17 protein-coding genes are annotated in these 17,721 nt (G+C 38.2%); 3 read left to right on the top strand and 14 right to left on the bottom strand.

The annotated features are described in order from the left end of the window. Positions 1 to 23 precede the first annotated feature (23 nt). Positions 24 to 2,408, bottom strand: a complete 2,385-nt coding sequence (locus tag ACIQXI_RS14700) for a 3-hydroxyacyl-CoA dehydrogenase/enoyl-CoA hydratase family protein (protein WP_402926251.1) — start codon at positions 2,406 to 2,408, stop codon at positions 24 to 26. A 353-nt stretch (positions 2,409 to 2,761) separates the two neighbouring features. Between ACIQXI_RS14700 and ACIQXI_RS14695 the strand changes: the two genes are divergently transcribed. Then, complete coding sequence (locus ACIQXI_RS14695; RefSeq protein ID WP_402926509.1) at positions 2,762 to 3,166, top strand: thioredoxin family protein; 405 nt, start codon at positions 2,762 to 2,764, stop codon at positions 3,164 to 3,166. A 219-nt stretch (positions 3,167 to 3,385) separates the two neighbouring features. Continuing rightward, the gene (locus ACIQXI_RS14690; RefSeq protein WP_402926249.1) at positions 3,386 to 3,889 is read left to right on the top strand and encodes a C39 family peptidase; all 504 of its coding nucleotides are present in this window, start codon (positions 3,386 to 3,388) and stop codon (positions 3,887 to 3,889) included. Here the strand turns inward: ACIQXI_RS14690 and ACIQXI_RS14685 are convergent. The 10 genes from ACIQXI_RS14685 to ACIQXI_RS14640 all read right to left on the bottom strand — a co-directional run bounded on the left by ACIQXI_RS14685 (position 3,882) and on the right by ACIQXI_RS14640 (position 12,727). Further along, entirely contained in the window at positions 3,882 to 4,769 is an 888-nt protein-coding gene (locus tag ACIQXI_RS14685; protein WP_402926247.1) for a 5'-3' exonuclease, read from the bottom strand. The two genes, ACIQXI_RS14690 and ACIQXI_RS14685, sit on opposite strands and share 8 nt — an antisense overlap. Positions 4,770 to 4,930: 161 nt before the next feature. Continuing rightward, positions 4,931 to 6,202, bottom strand: a complete 1,272-nt coding sequence (gene hutI / locus ACIQXI_RS14680; RefSeq protein ID WP_402926246.1) for an imidazolonepropionase — start codon at positions 6,200 to 6,202, stop codon at positions 4,931 to 4,933. A 185-nt stretch (positions 6,203 to 6,387) separates the two neighbouring features. After that, the gene (locus tag ACIQXI_RS14675) at positions 6,388 to 7,404 is read right to left on the bottom strand and encodes a polysaccharide deacetylase family protein (RefSeq protein ID WP_402926244.1); all 1,017 of its coding nucleotides are present in this window, start codon (positions 7,402 to 7,404) and stop codon (positions 6,388 to 6,390) included. Then, positions 7,392 to 8,096 (bottom strand): hypothetical protein, encoded by a 705-nt coding sequence (locus tag ACIQXI_RS14670; protein WP_402926242.1) that lies wholly within the window; start codon positions 8,094 to 8,096, stop codon positions 7,392 to 7,394. Before ACIQXI_RS14670 ends, ACIQXI_RS14675 begins: the two co-directional genes overlap by 13 nt. A 22-nt stretch (positions 8,097 to 8,118) precedes the next feature. Beyond that, a complete protein-coding gene (locus ACIQXI_RS14665) occupies positions 8,119 to 9,804 on the bottom strand; it encodes a GNAT family N-acetyltransferase (RefSeq protein WP_402926240.1) in 1,686 nt (561 codons plus the stop codon). Then, positions 9,797 to 10,891 carry a glycosyltransferase family 4 protein gene (locus ACIQXI_RS14660; RefSeq protein WP_402926239.1) on the bottom strand — a complete coding sequence of 365 codons (1,095 nt, stop codon included), beginning with the start codon at positions 10,889 to 10,891 and terminating at the stop codon, positions 9,797 to 9,799. Before ACIQXI_RS14660 ends, ACIQXI_RS14665 begins: the two co-directional genes overlap by 8 nt. 50 nt (positions 10,892 to 10,941) lie before the next feature. Further along, complete coding sequence (locus ACIQXI_RS14655; protein ID WP_402926237.1) at positions 10,942 to 11,577, bottom strand: sugar transferase; 636 nt, start codon at positions 11,575 to 11,577, stop codon at positions 10,942 to 10,944. A gap of 153 nt (positions 11,578 to 11,730) precedes the next feature. Next, a complete protein-coding gene (locus ACIQXI_RS14650) occupies positions 11,731 to 12,174 on the bottom strand; it encodes an SACOL1771 family peroxiredoxin (protein ID WP_402926506.1) in 444 nt (147 codons plus the stop codon). A gap of 45 nt (positions 12,175 to 12,219) precedes the next feature. Beyond that, positions 12,220 to 12,522 (bottom strand): hypothetical protein, encoded by a 303-nt coding sequence (locus ACIQXI_RS14645; protein ID WP_402926234.1) that lies wholly within the window; start codon positions 12,520 to 12,522, stop codon positions 12,220 to 12,222. 1 nt (position 12,523) lies between these two features. After that, positions 12,524 to 12,727: a helix-turn-helix transcriptional regulator gene (locus tag ACIQXI_RS14640; RefSeq protein WP_173479531.1), complete on the bottom strand. Its 204-nt coding sequence runs from the start codon at positions 12,725 to 12,727 to the stop codon at positions 12,524 to 12,526. Between the two features lie 175 nt (positions 12,728 to 12,902). Between ACIQXI_RS14640 and ACIQXI_RS14635 the strand changes: the two genes are divergently transcribed. Beyond that, positions 12,903 to 13,496, top strand: a complete 594-nt coding sequence (locus tag ACIQXI_RS14635; protein WP_402926231.1) for a 3-ketosteroid-delta-1-dehydrogenase — start codon at positions 12,903 to 12,905, stop codon at positions 13,494 to 13,496. A gap of 52 nt (positions 13,497 to 13,548) precedes the next feature. On the opposite strand, the gene ACIQXI_RS14630 is transcribed toward ACIQXI_RS14635, so the two are convergent. The 3 genes from ACIQXI_RS14630 to ACIQXI_RS14620 all read right to left on the bottom strand — a co-directional run bounded on the left by ACIQXI_RS14630 (position 13,549) and on the right by ACIQXI_RS14620 (position 17,632). After that, on the bottom strand, positions 13,549 to 15,240 hold the full coding sequence (locus ACIQXI_RS14630) for a GNAT family N-acetyltransferase (protein ID WP_402926229.1): 1,692 nt from the start codon (positions 15,238 to 15,240) through the stop codon (positions 13,549 to 13,551). 126 nt (positions 15,241 to 15,366) lie between these two features. After that, complete coding sequence (locus ACIQXI_RS14625) at positions 15,367 to 16,092, bottom strand: tryptophan-rich sensory protein (protein ID WP_402926228.1); 726 nt, start codon at positions 16,090 to 16,092, stop codon at positions 15,367 to 15,369. A 232-nt stretch (positions 16,093 to 16,324) separates the two neighbouring features. Then, a complete protein-coding gene (locus tag ACIQXI_RS14620) occupies positions 16,325 to 17,632 on the bottom strand; it encodes a protoglobin domain-containing protein (RefSeq protein ID WP_402926226.1) in 1,308 nt (435 codons plus the stop codon). Positions 17,633 to 17,721: the final 89 nt, after the last annotated feature.

Genomic DNA, 17,721 nt, shown 5'->3' with positions numbered 1-17,721 from the left:
CATGTGCAAACATTTTCGTCTCGTTAGTTACGAAGTGGTTTCCCTTTTAATAACATGTGTTGCATTCTTTGTTGCGAAAGTGGATCTGCAACTAAGCTGAGGAATGCTTCACGTTCTAAGTTTAATAAGTATTGCTCATCAACGAATGTGCCATATGGAACCTTGCCGCCCGCAATGACATAAGCTAACTTCTTCGCAATTTTCAAATCATGCTCACTAATAAAACCTGATTCAAACATCCCTTGCGCACCAATTAATAACGTGCCGTAGCCCGATGCACCGACAACAGGTACTTTCGTTGGCACTGGTGGTTGGTAGCCTGCTTCATAAAGTGCTAAAGCCGCTTGCTTAGCATCATAAATTTGGTGATCTGCATTGACTGAAATACCATCTGCAAAGTCTAGGAAATTATTTTCGCGCGCTTCTTCTCCTGAAGTTGAAACTTTCGCCATCGCAATTGTCTCAAATACTTTATTGGCAATATGTTGATAGTCTACTTCAACGCCATTCGGTAAGCCTTTTAAGAACTTTTGGTAAAGCGCTTTATTACCGCCACCTCCAGGAATTAAACCAACACCGACTTCTACTAAGCCCATATATGTTTCCATCGTCGCTTGGATATGCGCAGCAGGTAAGCACACTTCTGCGCCCCCACCTAATGTCATAGCAAATGGTGCAGCTACAACCGGCTTGCTCGAATATTTTATTTTTTGCATCGCATCTTGGAATGCTTTAATTACAAAGTCTAGTTCAAAAATATTATCATCCTGCGCTTCTACTAAAATCATACCTAAGTTCGCACCGACACAGAAGTTTTTCCCTTGGTTTCCGATCACTAAGCCTTTATAATTTGCTTCCACTTCATCTATTGCATAATTAATCATTTGAATAATATCTAAACCGATCGCATTGGATTGGGAATGGAACTCAAGTAATGCAATGCCGTCCCCTAAATCTATTAAGCTAGCACCTGTATTGGACTTAATAACGCCATGTTTTTTCTTATAGCGCTTTAAGTTAATTTCCTTTTCATTAATAGGAACTTTTACGTATTGTGAACCGTTGTAATACGCTACGTCTCCATCTAGTTCGGAATAAAATGAAGTAAAGCCTTTTGCTAACATCTCTTTCACAAATAGCGGAACATCAAGTCCTTCCGCTTCCATTTTCGCAACTGACTCTGTTACACCAATGGCATCCCAAATTTCAAATGGTCCTTGTTGCCAGCCGAAGCCCCATTTCATAGCATTATCAATGGCCACGATATCATCAGCAATTTCACCGTGTAGCTGTGCAGAGTAAATTAATGTAGGAGCAAAAATCCCCCATAATAGTTCACCTGTGCGGTCTTTCGCATATGTTAATGCTTTTACCTTATTAGCTAATCCACGCGTTTGTTTCGCCATTTCAAGTGAAGGTGTTTGTAATTTTTTTGCTGGACTATATGTTAATGTAGTTGGATCAATTTCTAAAATTTCTTTCCCTTGCTTTAGGAAGAAACCTTGCCCAGACTTAGCACCGAGCCAGCCGTTTGTAACCATTTTTTGTAGAAACTCCGGTACTGCAAATACTTGCTGTTCCTCACCCGTTGTTTGGTCATAGACGTTTTTTGCCACATGGATAAATGTATCTAAGCCGACCACATCTAATGTACGGAAAGTAGCGGATTTCGGACGACCAATCAGTGGACCTGTCACAGAATCTACTTCGCCAACTGAATAGCCACCTTTCATCATTTCCTGTAAAGTAACGAGCAGTCCGTATGTGCCTATACGATTGGCAATAAAGTTTGGTGTGTCCTTCGCTAATACGACGCCTTTGCCGAGTATGTCCTCACCGAATTTTTTCATAAAGTCTACAACTTCTGGTGCAGTTGTCGTTGCTGGGATGACTTCAAGTAATTTTAAATAGCGCGGAGGATTGAAGAAATGCGTCCCTAAAAAATGCTTTTGGAAATCTTCTGAACGTCCTTCTGCCATTGCATTAATACTAATACCGGATGTATTGGAACTAATAATCGTACCTGGCGTACGCACAGCATCAATTTTTTCATATAAACTTTGTTTAATCGCTAAATTTTCAACAACTACTTCTATAATCCAATCTACATCTTTTAGTTTGTCTAAATCGTCATCAAAGTTCCCTACCGACAGTAGTGATAATTTTTTCTTAGAAGTAAGTGGTGCCGGCTTTTGCTTCACTAACTTTTGAAGAGCACCATTCACAAAGCGATTTCTTACAGCTGGATGTGTTAATGTAAGACCCTTTGCTTCCTCCTCTTTCGTCAGTTCCTTTGGTGCAATGTCTAATAATAATGTTGGAATACCGATGTTTGCTAAATGTACAGCAATTCCAGAACCCATTACCCCAGAACCTAGAACAGCCGCCTTTTTAATGTGATAAGTCACAAGCAATTCCCCCTTTTTCTTCCATTGAATGAATAGCCATTCATTTTTTGTCCAAAAAAAATCAACATCTCGCTTTAGTGTTTTTTTGCCTAGATTTTAACGCTTTCCCCATTTCAATGAAGGCTCATAATCTTCACTAAACGCGCTATATCTAAGGCGGTCACCAAAGACGTATTAGCATCCAGTTGGATTTCACTCTAAAATATATTGAGAGATGTTTGCCACTGAATGGTAATAAAAACTACTTTTTCTGCTTTTAGTGTAGATTATTTTGTCTAAATTAGCAATCTTTTTTCTTTATTTATTTTTGCACTATACAACTTTTTTTGTTTTTTACGAGCGAAAATCAAACAATAAGTAGCTTCTCTCTATCCCAAACAGAAAACTTTCAGGATGGAGAAAAAATGTGTAGAATGGAAAGCAAGGAGAGTGAAATACGAATGAAAACAATTACTACTGCTGAACAATTTAATGAGCTAATCTCTGGTGACCAAAAAGTACTTGTAAAATTTTATGCAGGATGGTGCCCTGATTGCACGCGCATGAATATGTTCATCGATCCAATTATTGAAGAGTACAACCAATTTGATTGGTACGAGCTAAACCGTGACGAGCTGCCTGAAATCGCTGATAAATACGATGTAATGGGTATTCCAAGCTTATTAATTTTCCAAAACGGTGAAAAATTAGCACACTTACATAGTGCAAACGCTAAAACACCACAGCAAGTGACTGAGTTTTTAGCTGCTCAGCAATAATAATCAACAAAGAAAAAGTGTTAGATTGACTACAATCAATCTAACACTTTTTTGCAATGCTATGGTAAAGCACTACGGCTGCAGCTCTGCTTAATCGCGGAATGCCCTCGTCTTTTGTGCTATGCTTTCTTCAGCAGGAGTGGCGGTCTGCGCTACTAAAAAAATAATGATGTAAAAGACGACCATTTTCAACAATAACTTTTCCGAAGGGAGCCATTTATGAAACAGCAATTGTCGTTACAAGGAAAATCACAATACGATTCATCCATTGCACCGCATTATCGTAACTCTGCCTGTGGGCCGACAACTATTCATGTTATCCTGCAGTACGTTAATACGTCTGCCCCATCAGTAAACGAGCTTTATCAAAAACTCGGCGGCACAAAAATTGGTTTGTTTAAATGGCGTTTGCTTCATAATCTTCGAAAGCTGTTGCCGACATGGGATATACGCAGCTGTACATTGAAAGAGGCGCTGCAAGAAATCGATGCAGGACGCCCCGTTGCCATGCGTTTTGACCGTTATTTTAGCCTACAATGGTTCAATAAAAAATCTACCTTTGCTTATCATTGGGTACCACTTATAGGCTATGAAGTCCATAATGATACGCTATTGCTCATTTTCCACGATAATGGCGGCCAAAATCGTGATAGTCAAATTCGTACTGCTCTTTTTCAAAATAACGCAAAAGTATTGCAATTCGTTAAAATAGCGCCTAAATAAGGGCGTACAATGAACGAGCCTGTTTCGCAATAAGTGAATAGCCGCGTTGTTCGATTGCTTTAAATGTCTGCTGCTCATAGTTAGGTACGACTAACTGGGCAAAATCTGCTTCTATCGGTACATTTGTTTGAATCGTCGCAAGTTCATGTGAGAGCTTCAACATATCAAGATTGTCTTGAATTTTCGTCCGTTGACCAGGCTTTAATTCCTCTAAGGAATTGATGACATTGTCAATCGAGCCGTAGTTTTGAATAAGTGTTAATGCCTGCTTCGGACCAATGCCTTTCACTCCAGGATAGCCATCACTCGTATCCCCCATAAAAGCTTTCACTTGCGCAAATTGTATCGGTTCAATACCATACTCTTCTTTAAAGCGAGCATGTGTATACAAATCATACTCTGTATACCCTTTTTTCGTAAAAGCAATTTGCGTTGTCGGTGTTAACAATTGCAATAAATCTTTATCACCACTAATAACTGTAATATCAGCTTCATCTTGCCATTTTGTAATCATCGAGCCGATTAAATCATCCGCCTCCATACCGACAACGCCGAAGTTTTGCCAGCCAATTTGTGCGGCTAAGTTTTTAGCCATATCGAATTGCGGTAGCATTTCCTCAGGTGGTGCAGGGCGATTGGCCTTATAGCCATCATATAATTCATTGCGGAATGTTTGTGCACCCATATCCCAGCAAATAGCTAAATGAGTTGGTCGCATAATTGATTGGGCTGTCAATACGTGGCGCACAAATCCTTGCGCACCATTCGTAGGTGTGCCATCTTCTAAACGAATAAAATGCCCCATTGCAGCTGATGCAAAAAAAGAACGAAATAACAATGCCATGCCATCGACAATGAGCAATTTTGGTTTTATAGTCATAATAAAAATCCTCTCTAATCCATTATCCTATTAGCTAAAGCGTAATAAGCATTGTTCTATTATAGCAAATTATTACTAACTTCTCTGTTATTTATGACCGGAACCTACTGCATAGTTGAGCCAATTTTTAAACCGATTGCCATTCAATTTGGATAAACAGCTTACCCTACCACTCTTACACCTTTTTTCCAAACCTTTTTCACATGATTGACACCGAAAATATAGTGCAGCTTTTGATGGTTATGAACATCCCAAAGCACGATATCCGCTTGCTTTCCTACTTCGATTGAGCCAACACGATCTTCAATTTGCAACGCACAAGCCGCATTATAGGTCGCAGCACATAAGCTTTCTGCCGGAGTCATTTTCATAGTGATACACGCTAAGTTCATCACTAGTGGAAGCGAAATCGTTGGCGATGACCCCGGATTACAATCAGTTGAAATGGCGACAGGCACACCTGCATCAATAATGTCTCGAGCACGGGCTGGTTGTTCCCCCAAATACAATGCTGTGGCTGGTAATAAGCACGCCATCACACCCGATTTAGCAAGCTCTTCTATCCCATCATCCGACACTTTTAATAAATGCTCGGCTGATATCGCACCAACTTTTGCCGCAACATGTGCACCTTGATTTTCTGCCATTTCATCAGCATGTATTTTGGGGATAAGCCCATGTGCCTTACCCGCCAATAAAATACGTTGTGCTTGCTCCGGTGTAAAAACATCTACTTCACAAAATACATCGATAAATTTCGCAAGATTTTCTTGCACGACTGCAGGAATCATTTCATTAATAACTAAATCAACATAGTGCTCTGGATTGTCTCGATATTCCTCGGGCACTGCATGTGCGCCCATAAAGGTTGGTACGATATCCATTGGATGCTTTTTTTGCAAACGTTGCATCACCCGTAATTGCTTTAACTCGTTTTCCACATCTAAGCCGTAGCCACTTTTACTTTCCAATGTTGTGACACCATGCTGTAAAAATAAGTCCAAGCGTCTCGTCGTTTGATTGAAAATATGCTCCTCTGTCAACGAGCGCATTTTTCGAGTTGTTGCATGAATGCCACCTCCAGCATTCATAATGTCCATATAGCTGGCACCTTCTAAACGCATCTCAAATTCATGTTCACGGCTACCGCCAAAAACGACATGGGTATGCGGATCAATTAATCCAGGCGTTACAATTTTCCCCGTTGCATCTATAATCTCCGCTTCCTCTGCACGTGGTAAATATTTCAAAATCATATCGCGTGTCGTGCCGAGATCTTGAATAACACCATCTTCAATCCACACGCTTCCTCCTTCGATAATCCCGAGTTCTCGCATTTCTTCGCGTACACGGGGGCCCTTCTTGTCACTTGCAAGCGTCACTAATTGAGAAATATTTTGAATCCAAGTTGGCTTTTGTTGCTTTTGCGTCATCCCTAACTCCCCTTTGTCTATGTATAAACGCATACTGCGTCTGCTTCAACTGCTCATTGCTACATTTTAGAAGGCAACTACACTACCAAGCCTTCTTATAGTAAGCAACTTACATCTTCGTCATCCACAGGTAATTTCCCTTTTATTCACATAAAATTCCCTGAATACAAAAAAGCAATAACACTCTATTCAGAAATGTTATTGCTGACTTTACATAGCATGGCGACCTCATGCATCGAATAGCTTTGGAATTGATAATCTTTTTGTAATTGTTGATAATATTGCAAAAGCTCCTCAAGCATCGCCAAGTTTTTTTCTGTATGTTTTCCAAAGTTATGCGGATGCCACCACAAATGATAAAAAGCCCCTTCCTTTGCAGCAGCAAGCATACCTTCTTTAATTCGTTGTATTTTGCGTTTTTCAAATGCGCGCAACAGACTGTTATAGGGTCTTAAAAATGCACTCGCTCGAACATTAATAAATGCATTGTCTTTCATCTCTTCTAGTCGTACCATATGATTGCCCGTTAAATTCACATAACTATCTAGCCACTTTCTAGGACCTAATGTTAAGCGATCTTTTCTAGTGAACTTTTTCGGACTGTATAATTCATGTAGCTCATTGCCTCTATAGCAAATAAATCCTGCTTGCTGGCAAGCCGCAAAATAGTCTTCGTTCACTTGATTACGCGGAAAGACGATTGACTTCATCGGTTCAATATAACCATCACAAATTGTGCGCATTGCGTGTAAATCCGCACTGAAGTCCATGGCTGTTTGTCCACTTTCTAAACAATAAAAATGGGAAAACGTATGGCTGCCAATTTCCTGATGTGGTGTATCCATAATTTTTTCAATTAATGATTTACCAAAGTGTAAAGGGTCCTCTTGCTCATTTTCCCCAACTTTTACAAGCTGTGAATGAGCTGCATAGCGCATCTGTTTATATTTCACTGGAATGCCCCGCAAGTAGTGAGCCATTTCTCCCTTGGATTCTGCAAACAATAAGCCTACCGTAGCCCATGTCGCATGAATTTCGTATTGCTTAAACAGCATCAGGATTTTCGGTAAAGCTTGTCGTACACCATATAAATTTTTATTATATTGTCCATGCCTATATGTATCATGGACACCCCAATTCAGCTCAAAATCCAATGAAATTACTAAACCACCGTGATGTTTGTTGCTTGCTATTTTCTCCACTTTTGCACGCCCAATAACAACGCACTCATTTTCGATTGTGCGATGTAGCCCGAATAGACGTTCACCACTTGTCCACCGAAGCTCATTTTAAATTGACGAATCGTTTCGACATTTGTTAGCTCGCCCATATCATACAGCACATATCCCTGCTGCTTTAAATACATTAAATTATGCCACAGTAAAAATCGATTGGCATAACGAATAGGACGATTTAATTGTGCAGGTAACGCCAAAGCATTGCATGTCGCTACATAATAGGACATCGCTTTTTGTGCATGAACAATATCCAGTCGATAACATAATGTTTGTCCACAAACACTACGTACTTCAGACAAGAGCAACGCGTTTTTTTGATTTAAAAGCGCAATGGCTTCCATTTGAGATTTTGTAATTTGCTCAATTTTTTTCCTTTTAGCAAAATCATTATAAAAGTGCTGAAAAGCTCGTAAGTTCTCATCCGAAGGCTCTTTATATAAAAATACTTGATATTCCTCTTGCTGGGCACGCCGTAGCAGTTTTCGATTGTTTTTCGAAAGCGCTGAATACATCGTGCACTCATAACCTGTTAAGGGGATATGAACCGCCTCACGCTTAGCAAGCTTACGGCTCGGGACAAGTGAATGTGTGTGACAAACTAGCTTCATGGACTGCCGAGTATTTGCTAGCTTTTCTGCAAAATAAATATGCTGCATTGCGATATTCCATCGCTTACTTCTAATGGATAGAATGAACATCGCCCCCATTCTCTGTGTAATTTTCTACATGATTGCGCTCATAACGAGCGCATTTAAAATGCTTCATTCGAGAAATACGTTTATAGCCTATTTGCTGCAGTCGTTTACGTTTTCGCCATTGCCAAAAACTTGCTGTCATCCAAAGTGTTTGATTGGGCTTTATTTTTTGCATAAATGCCGTCACAACCTCAATATTTTTATAGAGATTATAAGATAAAAAATAAGCATGCTTTGGCAAAGGTTCCACAATATCCAATGCATCCACACGTAAAGTTTCTTTATGTAGCGCAAATGCAGGCTTAATCGTTTGTGCAAAGGAATCTTTATAAATGATGTACCCCTTAGAAAGTAAAGAAATAAGCTCTTGTTGATCGGTTTGCATTGCCTCTTGCATCGTCATTTCCTCAAACAACTCCCCTACTGGTTGTTGCGGAATGACCCGATCATTCGGGGATAACTCGTACAATTCCACTAGCTTCAAACGAACAAACTTTTCAACGAATTGTTGTCCATATTCTAGCCAATCTTTCCCTTTCCCATACTTTCCTAAATAGCGTAATTGAGTAAATGTATGACGTGTCCATTTAACGAAGGGGTGAGTGCCTTCAAACAACTCCTTGAATCGTTGCTTCAATACCAATTGACTACGCATTAGCTTAGCTCGTTTCGTTTTACTACTCGCGATTATACGTCTTGTAAAATCCATACCAGAGCGCCACTCTAATTTGGATGGCTCCATGCCCATCGCCATATCGTACAGTCGATAGTTTTCCGTAAAAGTGCGCTTTATTGTTGACTGATTCAGTAAATGTTCAAGGCCAAAACTCACAAAGTTCGGTTCATGGCCGAGAGCATACGTTACATATCGTCCTCGACAGCTAATACCATAGCTAAAAGCTAACCATTGGTTGTCAAAAGCAAGCGCTTCAACTTCTACGCGCATCGCTCCATCATTAACAGTCAAAAGCTGTTCAAAAAAATCTTTTTTCTTTCCTTTTGTAAAGTCATTTGTAGCAGTCCGTTTTTTTGTCCAACGACGCTCGTATAAATGAAAAAGCTGATGTAATTCTTCCTGTTTAGGGGCAATTCTTCTTAGCAAACCAAAATTACGTAACTTTTTTTCCCGTTGCTCAACAGCGTGTATATGATTGTGCTTATTAATATAGCTAGGGACATCGACCTCATTAAAGGCAAGAAACGGTGTAACTACCCGAAAAATATGCGGTCGCATTTGCCTTTCAACTAAGTATTGTTCTATCACCTTGGATGATTCTTTACTTTCTAGCAAGCCATGAAAAGCAAAAACGACATGGCGATGTTTCTTTATAAGCTCATCTAAGACAAATGCTAGTGCAGGTAATTGCCAACCCTTTCTTGCCACAATGCCCGTATAATGAGCGATTCTTTCTCCTGCAAAGGCATATATTCGTACACCCCATTGCTGTTGTACTGTAAATGGAACAAATGCGATAATATCTCCATTATTTTGTACTGCATACAACTCAACTCGTTCTTTTTTCCCAACGGTGATCCACCAGTTATAAAACCACGTATATTCAATAAATGGATTATCATTGTGTTCATTCGCTAAAATGCCGTCCCATAATTCCTTATAAAACACCAGTTCATCGTCAGTTCTTATGCGAATTAGTTGCAATTTAATCACCTTTCTTAGCAAACTTTAAAATAGCCTGTTCATAGATTGATACGGTTTTCTGGTACATAGGAGAAAACGTAAAGTTCCGTAAAAAGCGACGTTCACTAGCATCGCCCATTTTTTCACATAGTGTTGGATCTGTTAAAAGCTGTCGAAGCCTAGTTGTTAGCAAGCTGTGATCATTGCGAGGAATTAAAAATCCATTGTTATAATCCGTCACTAACTCATTGACCCCACCAACATTTGTAGCGATGATAGGAAGCCCCGCTCGCATAGCTTCAATAATCGAAATAGGTAACCCCTCCCAGTCCGATAACAGTACGAAAATTTGACTTTTGGCAAGCAATGGCGATATATCTAATTGATTGCCTAGAAATGATACACGCTCTAATAAACCTTTTTCTTTCACAAATTGTTCTGCTTGAGGTCGTAAAGAACCATCCCCAATCAAACGAAGGTGCCACGGGATGTCCGTTAACTCCAACAAAGCTTGTAACAATAAATCTTGTCTTTTTGGAACTTCAAAACGAGCAACCATAACAATATGAGGATGCTCATTATGCTCTCTTTTTGGTACATTTGCTCCCTCTATCTGTTCAATGCCATTATGAATCGTTAGCATTTTATGAGCAGGTGCAATGCCTTTCGTTAATGCCAACTTACGATCATAGTCAGAAACTGTAATAATTTTGGTTGTTAAAGGCTGAACCGTTTTTTCAAGCTGGCGATACATTCGTTGCTTATTTTGCGGCACCCCTTCTGTAAAACTCCAACTATGTGCAGTAAAAATGGTTGGGATTCGTAACAGGCGGCCAATAATACGCCCTATGGCACCCGCTTTAGAAGAATGTGCCGCAATAACATCCGGCTGTATTTTTTTAAAAGCTACTCGCAATTGCCAAAGCGCCTGAATATCTTTAGTCAAATGAATAGCCCGCTGCATGGCCGGGATACTAATGACAGTAATTTGCTCCTCTTGTAAACGCCATAATGATGCATCGTAAGCACCTGTCACAATCGTCACTTCATGGGCATCTTGCTTTAACTTTATGGCAAGGGCCTCTACATGTTTTTGAGCGCCCCCTACTTTATCCATCCGCGTTATTAATTGAACAATATTCAGTATTCGTCACCTCCAGCATTTAATTAATAAGCACCTGTTCGAGCGAGCACTACAAAAAGGGTTTTCACGACAATTTTAAAATCAACCCAAAACGATATATTATCGACATAATGAATGTCATACGAAATTTTCTGTCCATGTGAAATATTGGATCGTCCGTTTATTTGTGCAAGCCCTGTTAAACCTGGTCTTACTTCCAAACGACGCGCCTGTAATGCACTGTAACTATTTGTTATTGTTGGCACTTCAGGCCTTGGCCCAACAATACTCATATCACCTTTTAAGACATTCAAAAGCTGTGGAATTTCATCGATGCTTAACTTACGAAGTATTGCTCCTATCTTTGTAATGCGCGTATCTTGGTCAGTTTTAAAATAATAATCATCGGGTATCCCTTCCGCACAAATTGCAGGCATATTGACAGGAGTTGCCTGTACGGTCATTGTTCTTAATTTCCAAATGATAAAACGTTGATGATCATATCCCGTTCGAATTTGTTTGAAAAAGATGGGGCGTCCAGTAGTTATGAGTAATAGGAGGAATACACCTAACATAAGAGGAAATGTCATAAGTAATAAAATAAAGGCCCCCACTATATCAAAAATTCGTTTTCCATACTGACCATAAAATGTAAGTGTCTCAGCTGTCTGTACGTGCAATACATCATCCTTTACATTTTTTTAGTGCTTAACTTTATATATTCATTTCACCCATTTATAGAACTATTTCAGACAAAGCAAATACCATGCAAATATGACAAAAGGAATTACACCAGAAAAACTTCTGGCATAATTCCTTTATCGTTACATGTATTAGGTTGATTGTTGGCAATCAGATGTATGCTCAATTTGAAGGTGACATTCAATGTGCACATTGCCCTTTAATGCTTTACTAATCATACAAGTTTGTTCCGCTTTTTGCGCTAGACGAGATAGTCGATTTTCTTCATGTTCGGTTAGTTGTAGCACTTTGACATTTGGTTTATGAACAATTTTTTGATATGTAAAAACACCGTCCGTCACATCCACAAAACCTTGAGATTCCATTGACAATGCCACTACTGGTATTTTTGCGTTTTCAAGTAATGCCGCAAAAGTTATTAAATAACAAGTTGCTGAAGCACCTAATAACATTTCATCCGGATTAGTGCCTATTCCTGGTCCATTCATTTCCCGAGGAATAGAAACAATTGTATTCAAATTAGTTGCTGTTAAGTTTCCGGTCCCATTTCGACCTTCAGACCATGATAAGTTCATCGTAAACTGATGTTCCACTGTTGAATTTGCTCCCTTCAAGCTTTTTTAATACTTCACATGATAATAAACTGTAGAAAATGCCCATCCTGCCATATGAATTAATAATAGAATACCTAAAACTTGAGCAGTAGATAATTGAACACCAGCTATGAATAGTAGAAATAACAAATATATGAAAACAACTGTTATTTTCCATCCATTCGCCAATGAATGGATGGTTATTTTATCATACCTTTCATCGAGTCCATTTTTACGCGCTGCCATTTTACGTCCCCACCAAAGTCCAAAAAGACCACCAGAAATGCCTAGCCCTATACCGAGAAAACCTAGCATTTGTTCCAAAGACATGTTAATCACTACCTTTCTCAAAAATAAATACTTCTTCAATACTTAATTGAAATGATTTTGCGATTTTATACGCCAGCTCTAAAGAAGGATTGTAACGACCATTTTCTATAGAAATAATCGTTTGCCTCGATACGCCTAATTTTTCGGCAAGCTGTTCTTGTGTCCAACCAAATGATGCTCTTAGTTCTTTTATACGTTGTTCCATATTTCACCGCCGCAAGATGTAAAGTTAACTTTACGTAAAGTATACTTTACTACCGCACTCTTTGTAAAGTACACTTTACATTTTTCGCCACAATATGGATAACAACTGACTTAAAAAACAGCACAATCTTATTTTATGGTAAAATAGAAAAAACAATTTTTTAGGAGATTTAGTAATGACTTTAACAAAACAACAAGCACTACAAGCACTTAATAAAAACAAATTCATCGGATTTACGATTACAACTGGAAATATTATTATGAAAAAAATCAATAAAACAGACTATAATATTTTCGTATATGAAGAAGGTAATGATAAACCAATGCATTATGTAGGTTCCATTATGAACGTAATGGCAACGATGAGTGATAAAGCTTCCAACAAAGATTTTATAATCGTCGAACAACTACCTGAAGAAAATACAACAGAAGCGCCAGCTATTAAACAAGAAACGGTAAAGAAAGCCGAAAAACCAGCAAATGCAGATGAAGAAAGCCGTGCAATAACAGGCTATGAAGAACTTTATCACATCACAGCAAGTGGTCGTATTATTACAGTGCGTGAAAATCGTCCACTAACACGCTGCAATGATGAATATGGGTTCCATATTGTCCGTTTAACAAAGGATGGCACAGCATCTAACCATAATGTCTTTGAATTATGGAAACAGACTTTCCCCGAGCTTGAGGAAACAAAATTTAAAGGTGCTTTAAAAGCAAAATATGGCACAGGCTGTAAGCTCATTGACAAGCCTGGTATTCACTTTTAACTAGCGCTGACTGCAAAAATCCTTAGCATCTATTAAGACGCTAAGGATTTTTTTATATTAATAGGGATAGCAATGTTAAATGCCATCCATGTTCTAACTTCCGCCCTTGGCTGGATAAATATTTTCCCCATTTATATTGTTGGCGATACACCTTTTTCCATTTAAAAAGTTGATGCATCCAAACATGTTCTACCCGTTGAAACCCTAACGCAGCTAACTGCTTACGTTTTCGCCATTCAAACCATTTGGCAGTAGTACTAATTGCTCGCCCTTCTCGCTGCACTTCATTGACGATAAGATGGAGTTTTGGTAGTTCGTAATTTTTAATATATGTAGTATTTAAAGGCAGTTCCTGCATAAATCCAACCGCCTCCTCACGGATACATTGATCATGGCGTAAGTATGCAATTTCCTGATTATTTAGCCCATAAAGTTTATACCCTTGAAAATAATTCGTAAGGATTTCCGCACGCTTATTGTGTTCGAGTACGGATTGGATAGCTATTTCATGAAAATTTGATTTGCTTTCTCCACTTTTTTTCTCTAAGTAATAAATCGTAAAAATATGACTATTAATAACTTTACATTTTAACATCGTTAGCCACTCGTTAATATTTGCTTTTGTGAATAAATACCGTAATTCTCCTAAAGTGTTGCGTTTCCATTCTACAATTTTGCGATTTGTTTTTAACATGGCCAAAATCGTTTCTTGCAGCACTATTACATTACGCAATGATCGCTCTCTAAAACCTGTCGTACTCATAATGAATTTTCTCGTAAAATCTAAATGGGTATACCATTCAAATTTATAAGGCTCATATCCACTACCAAAATCGTAGAGCCGAAAGTTTGCACTGTGTGCCTCAAGCATATTTTCCTTCTCAATTAAACGACCAGGCCCAAACATATAGAAATCCGGCTCATGTCCCATAGCGTGGCAAAAATTTCTCCCTCGGCAACAAATATCTATTGTAAATCCAATCCATATATTTTCAAATAGCAGACTATGCACTCTTAAACAAAGTGCAGCATTCTGTTGATTTGCCAGCTGTTCAATAAATGCCCGTGTTCGCTCATGTGTAAATTCACTTGTATCCATTTTCTTCTGCCATCTTCTTTCAAACAGCTGAAACATGTTATCGAAATCTCCGCCGTGCACTCTTTGAAAAGTTACTTGACCAAATTGTTTTAATCGCTTCTCTCTTCGATGAATACTCTTAAACTTTCGTTTATGTTTCTTTAAAAAATCTGGCAAGTCAATCGTTTTATAATCTATATACGGTGTGACGACACGAAAAACGGAATGTGGCAATTGACGTTCTAATGTATATTGTTCCAGTATTTGAGATGTATCCTTACTTTCGAGCAAACCATGGAAGACGAAGAGAACCCGTGTAAATTGACTTATAATTTCTTTTAATACATAATACACAGCCTGCTCTTTCCATTTTCTATCAGAAATGACCTCCATATAAGAAGCAAGTCCTTGTCCTAGAAAGCTAAATTGATGAATATTTCCAAAACGAATACTATGAACAAACGGGAAAAAGGCTACGACCTCCCCATTATGCTCCACAATATAAATTTCCACATTCTCTTCTTGCCCAAAAACCTTCCACCATGTAGAAATCCATTCATATTCAATAAATGGATTATCGTTTTGTTGACATTCTAGTATTGCAGACCAAGTTTCCTTATACGGCTCTAGCTCGTTAATCGTTGTCAGGACTTTATATGCTAGCACGTGTGAGTCCTCCCCTTTTAAAGCATTGCATTCTTACTATTTCTGCACTTAGTAGCCACTATATTCATATAAGAACCGCATTAGAACAATTGGACTTGCTGTGTTGTTTACATAAGTAATGTGCCATTAGTTGATGACACTTTTTGGCGATCGCTGTTTTCCGATAACAATCCAAATGACAAGGACGATGCTATACAAAATTGGCATATAAAATAAGCTTCCTGCATCCACACCATTTTCAACAGCGATACCAATAAAAGCCCAAATTATAACCATCGGGAAGAAAATATCTACTTCAACATAACGAATATATAGCGCAAGACATGTAGCAACGAATAGCAGTAAATTTGCCCACCATACTGCAGATATGCCGAAGCCATCCCATTGATAGTATGTAAGCACAAAACTAATATTCGCCATTAACGCTACACTAATCCAACTTAAGTAAATGGAAAAAGGCAATCTCCCCCCAAAACGATTATCTTCTTTAGGATAACTTGAATAAATGAAAATTAAGCTGACCAAGAGTCCGACCATCATGACAATAGATAAGGCAAAAAATTCATAATGCCAACATAAGAGCCAAGCAATATTATACAAACATGTTGACGTTACTAGACTGATAATGGCCGAGTCCCGAGTGACTTTCTTTGAAAATAGCTGGAGAAAGAGCCATATACCTAATAACACATAAATCACGAGCCAAATAGAAAAAACATAACCTGCTGGTGTAAATAGTACCTGCAATTCATTCGATATTTCTCCTGTTGTTTTGCCGTTAATACCAATTGTGCTTGCTAAAACATTGATAATAATCATCACTAAATAGCTTGCAAGTGCAGCCCATTTCAATATCATCTCCCCCTTAGAAACCTATTTAAGCTACTATATAGCTAGTCAATTCATGATATACCTTGTTATTCCTATTAAAAGTAGTGTTACCCTTTTATTCCTGTAAATTATACTTTTGAAACAATTCCAACATCGGGTCTGAGATATAAATTATCATCTCCAAAACATAAAAAATAGAACCATCTGCACTACATGCAATGGTTCTATTTTATGGTTGATTTTATTTTGTTACTTATAAATGCATCGCTGTTTGATATAAACTATCGGCTGTACTCGCCACCGTACGTGTTTCATTCCCGATAGAACTAATAACTTTTTCTAAATTTTTTACATCAGCTTCTACTTGAACAATTAACTGTTCGTTTTTCACAATAGCTTGCAAAATATCTTGAAATTTAGTTTGGGTTTCAAGCGCAGCCCCTACACCATCGGCAACACGTTCCTCAATACAATCAATCATATCCACTGCTCGCATTGTAAGAGAGGTCGACGTTTGGACAAGTTGGGTAATTTCTTCAACAGATTTCTTGGACTGTTCGGCCAAATTACGAACTTCTTGGGCTACAACAGCAAATCCTTTACCATGCTCACCTGCTCTGGCCGCTTCTATAGAAGCATTTAATGCAAGCAAATTTGTTTGGTCGGCTATGCCCTTTACTAATAATACAATATCTATAATTCGATCAGAGGATTGTTTTAAATTGCCTATTAACGCACCCATTTCTTCTGTACTATTCGAGATTTGACGCATCTCTTCTTCTAGCCTTATCACTTGTTGATTACCGATGTTTGCATCTTGATTTATTAAATGGACTGTTTCTACATTTTTTTCAATAATTTGAGCAATAAACGTAGTTTGTTCATCTACTGCATCGATTGATGTATTTGTTTCTTCGGTCAAATTTGCTAAATCGTGACTGATTAAAGAAATCTTTTGTTTTAGCTCATTTTTAATTTGATTGTATTGACTATTTCTTATTTTAACATTTTCTTTTTCATATTCTTCCAAAACAATTTGCATTTCAAGATTAATTAATTTTGATACAGTGAACATTATTTGCTCACGCAGTGCAGGTACTGTCATCTCTTTGACAATTAAATTTATGATGGCTTCTTGGATATGTTGAAACGTCCCCATATACCATTTCGGTTCTAAGCCAATTGTGAAATGCATACGAGCAAGCTTTCTTTTTCTTTCAATAGCTTCAGCATTAAAAACACCATCAAACATCGCAATTAAATAATTACCTAACAATTTCTTTAAGTGCTCGATTTGGGTACGCTCTTCAATGATTTGACGTAACGTCGGAACAGCAAGTATGTTTTGGTAAAATATAGCCGTTACATCTTCAATTCCCTCTCGAACAAATGGCTGACATGCTTTTATTATGTAAAGATCCTCTATTTTAAGTCCAATTAATGCCATCTGCTTTTCTAACTCTGGCATTTCGGACAAGTCAATCACTGGTTTAAAGTCGCTTGGCGAACTAAACATTCCATCTTTGGAATGTGCTACCTTCCGTTTCCACCATTTAGCCATATGTCCCACCCCCATCATCGAAAATTTTCTATAGTACCTGTATACCATGAAAAATTAATTAATGTCAAACTTTACTAACCAATAATTAT

The sequence above is a fragment of the Lysinibacillus sp. NPDC097195 genome (assembly GCF_044762075.1).
In the GTDB taxonomy this organism is placed as follows: Bacteria; Bacillota; Bacilli; order Bacillales_A; family Planococcaceae; genus Lysinibacillus.
This window is presented reverse-complemented; position numbering and strand designations above follow the sequence as displayed.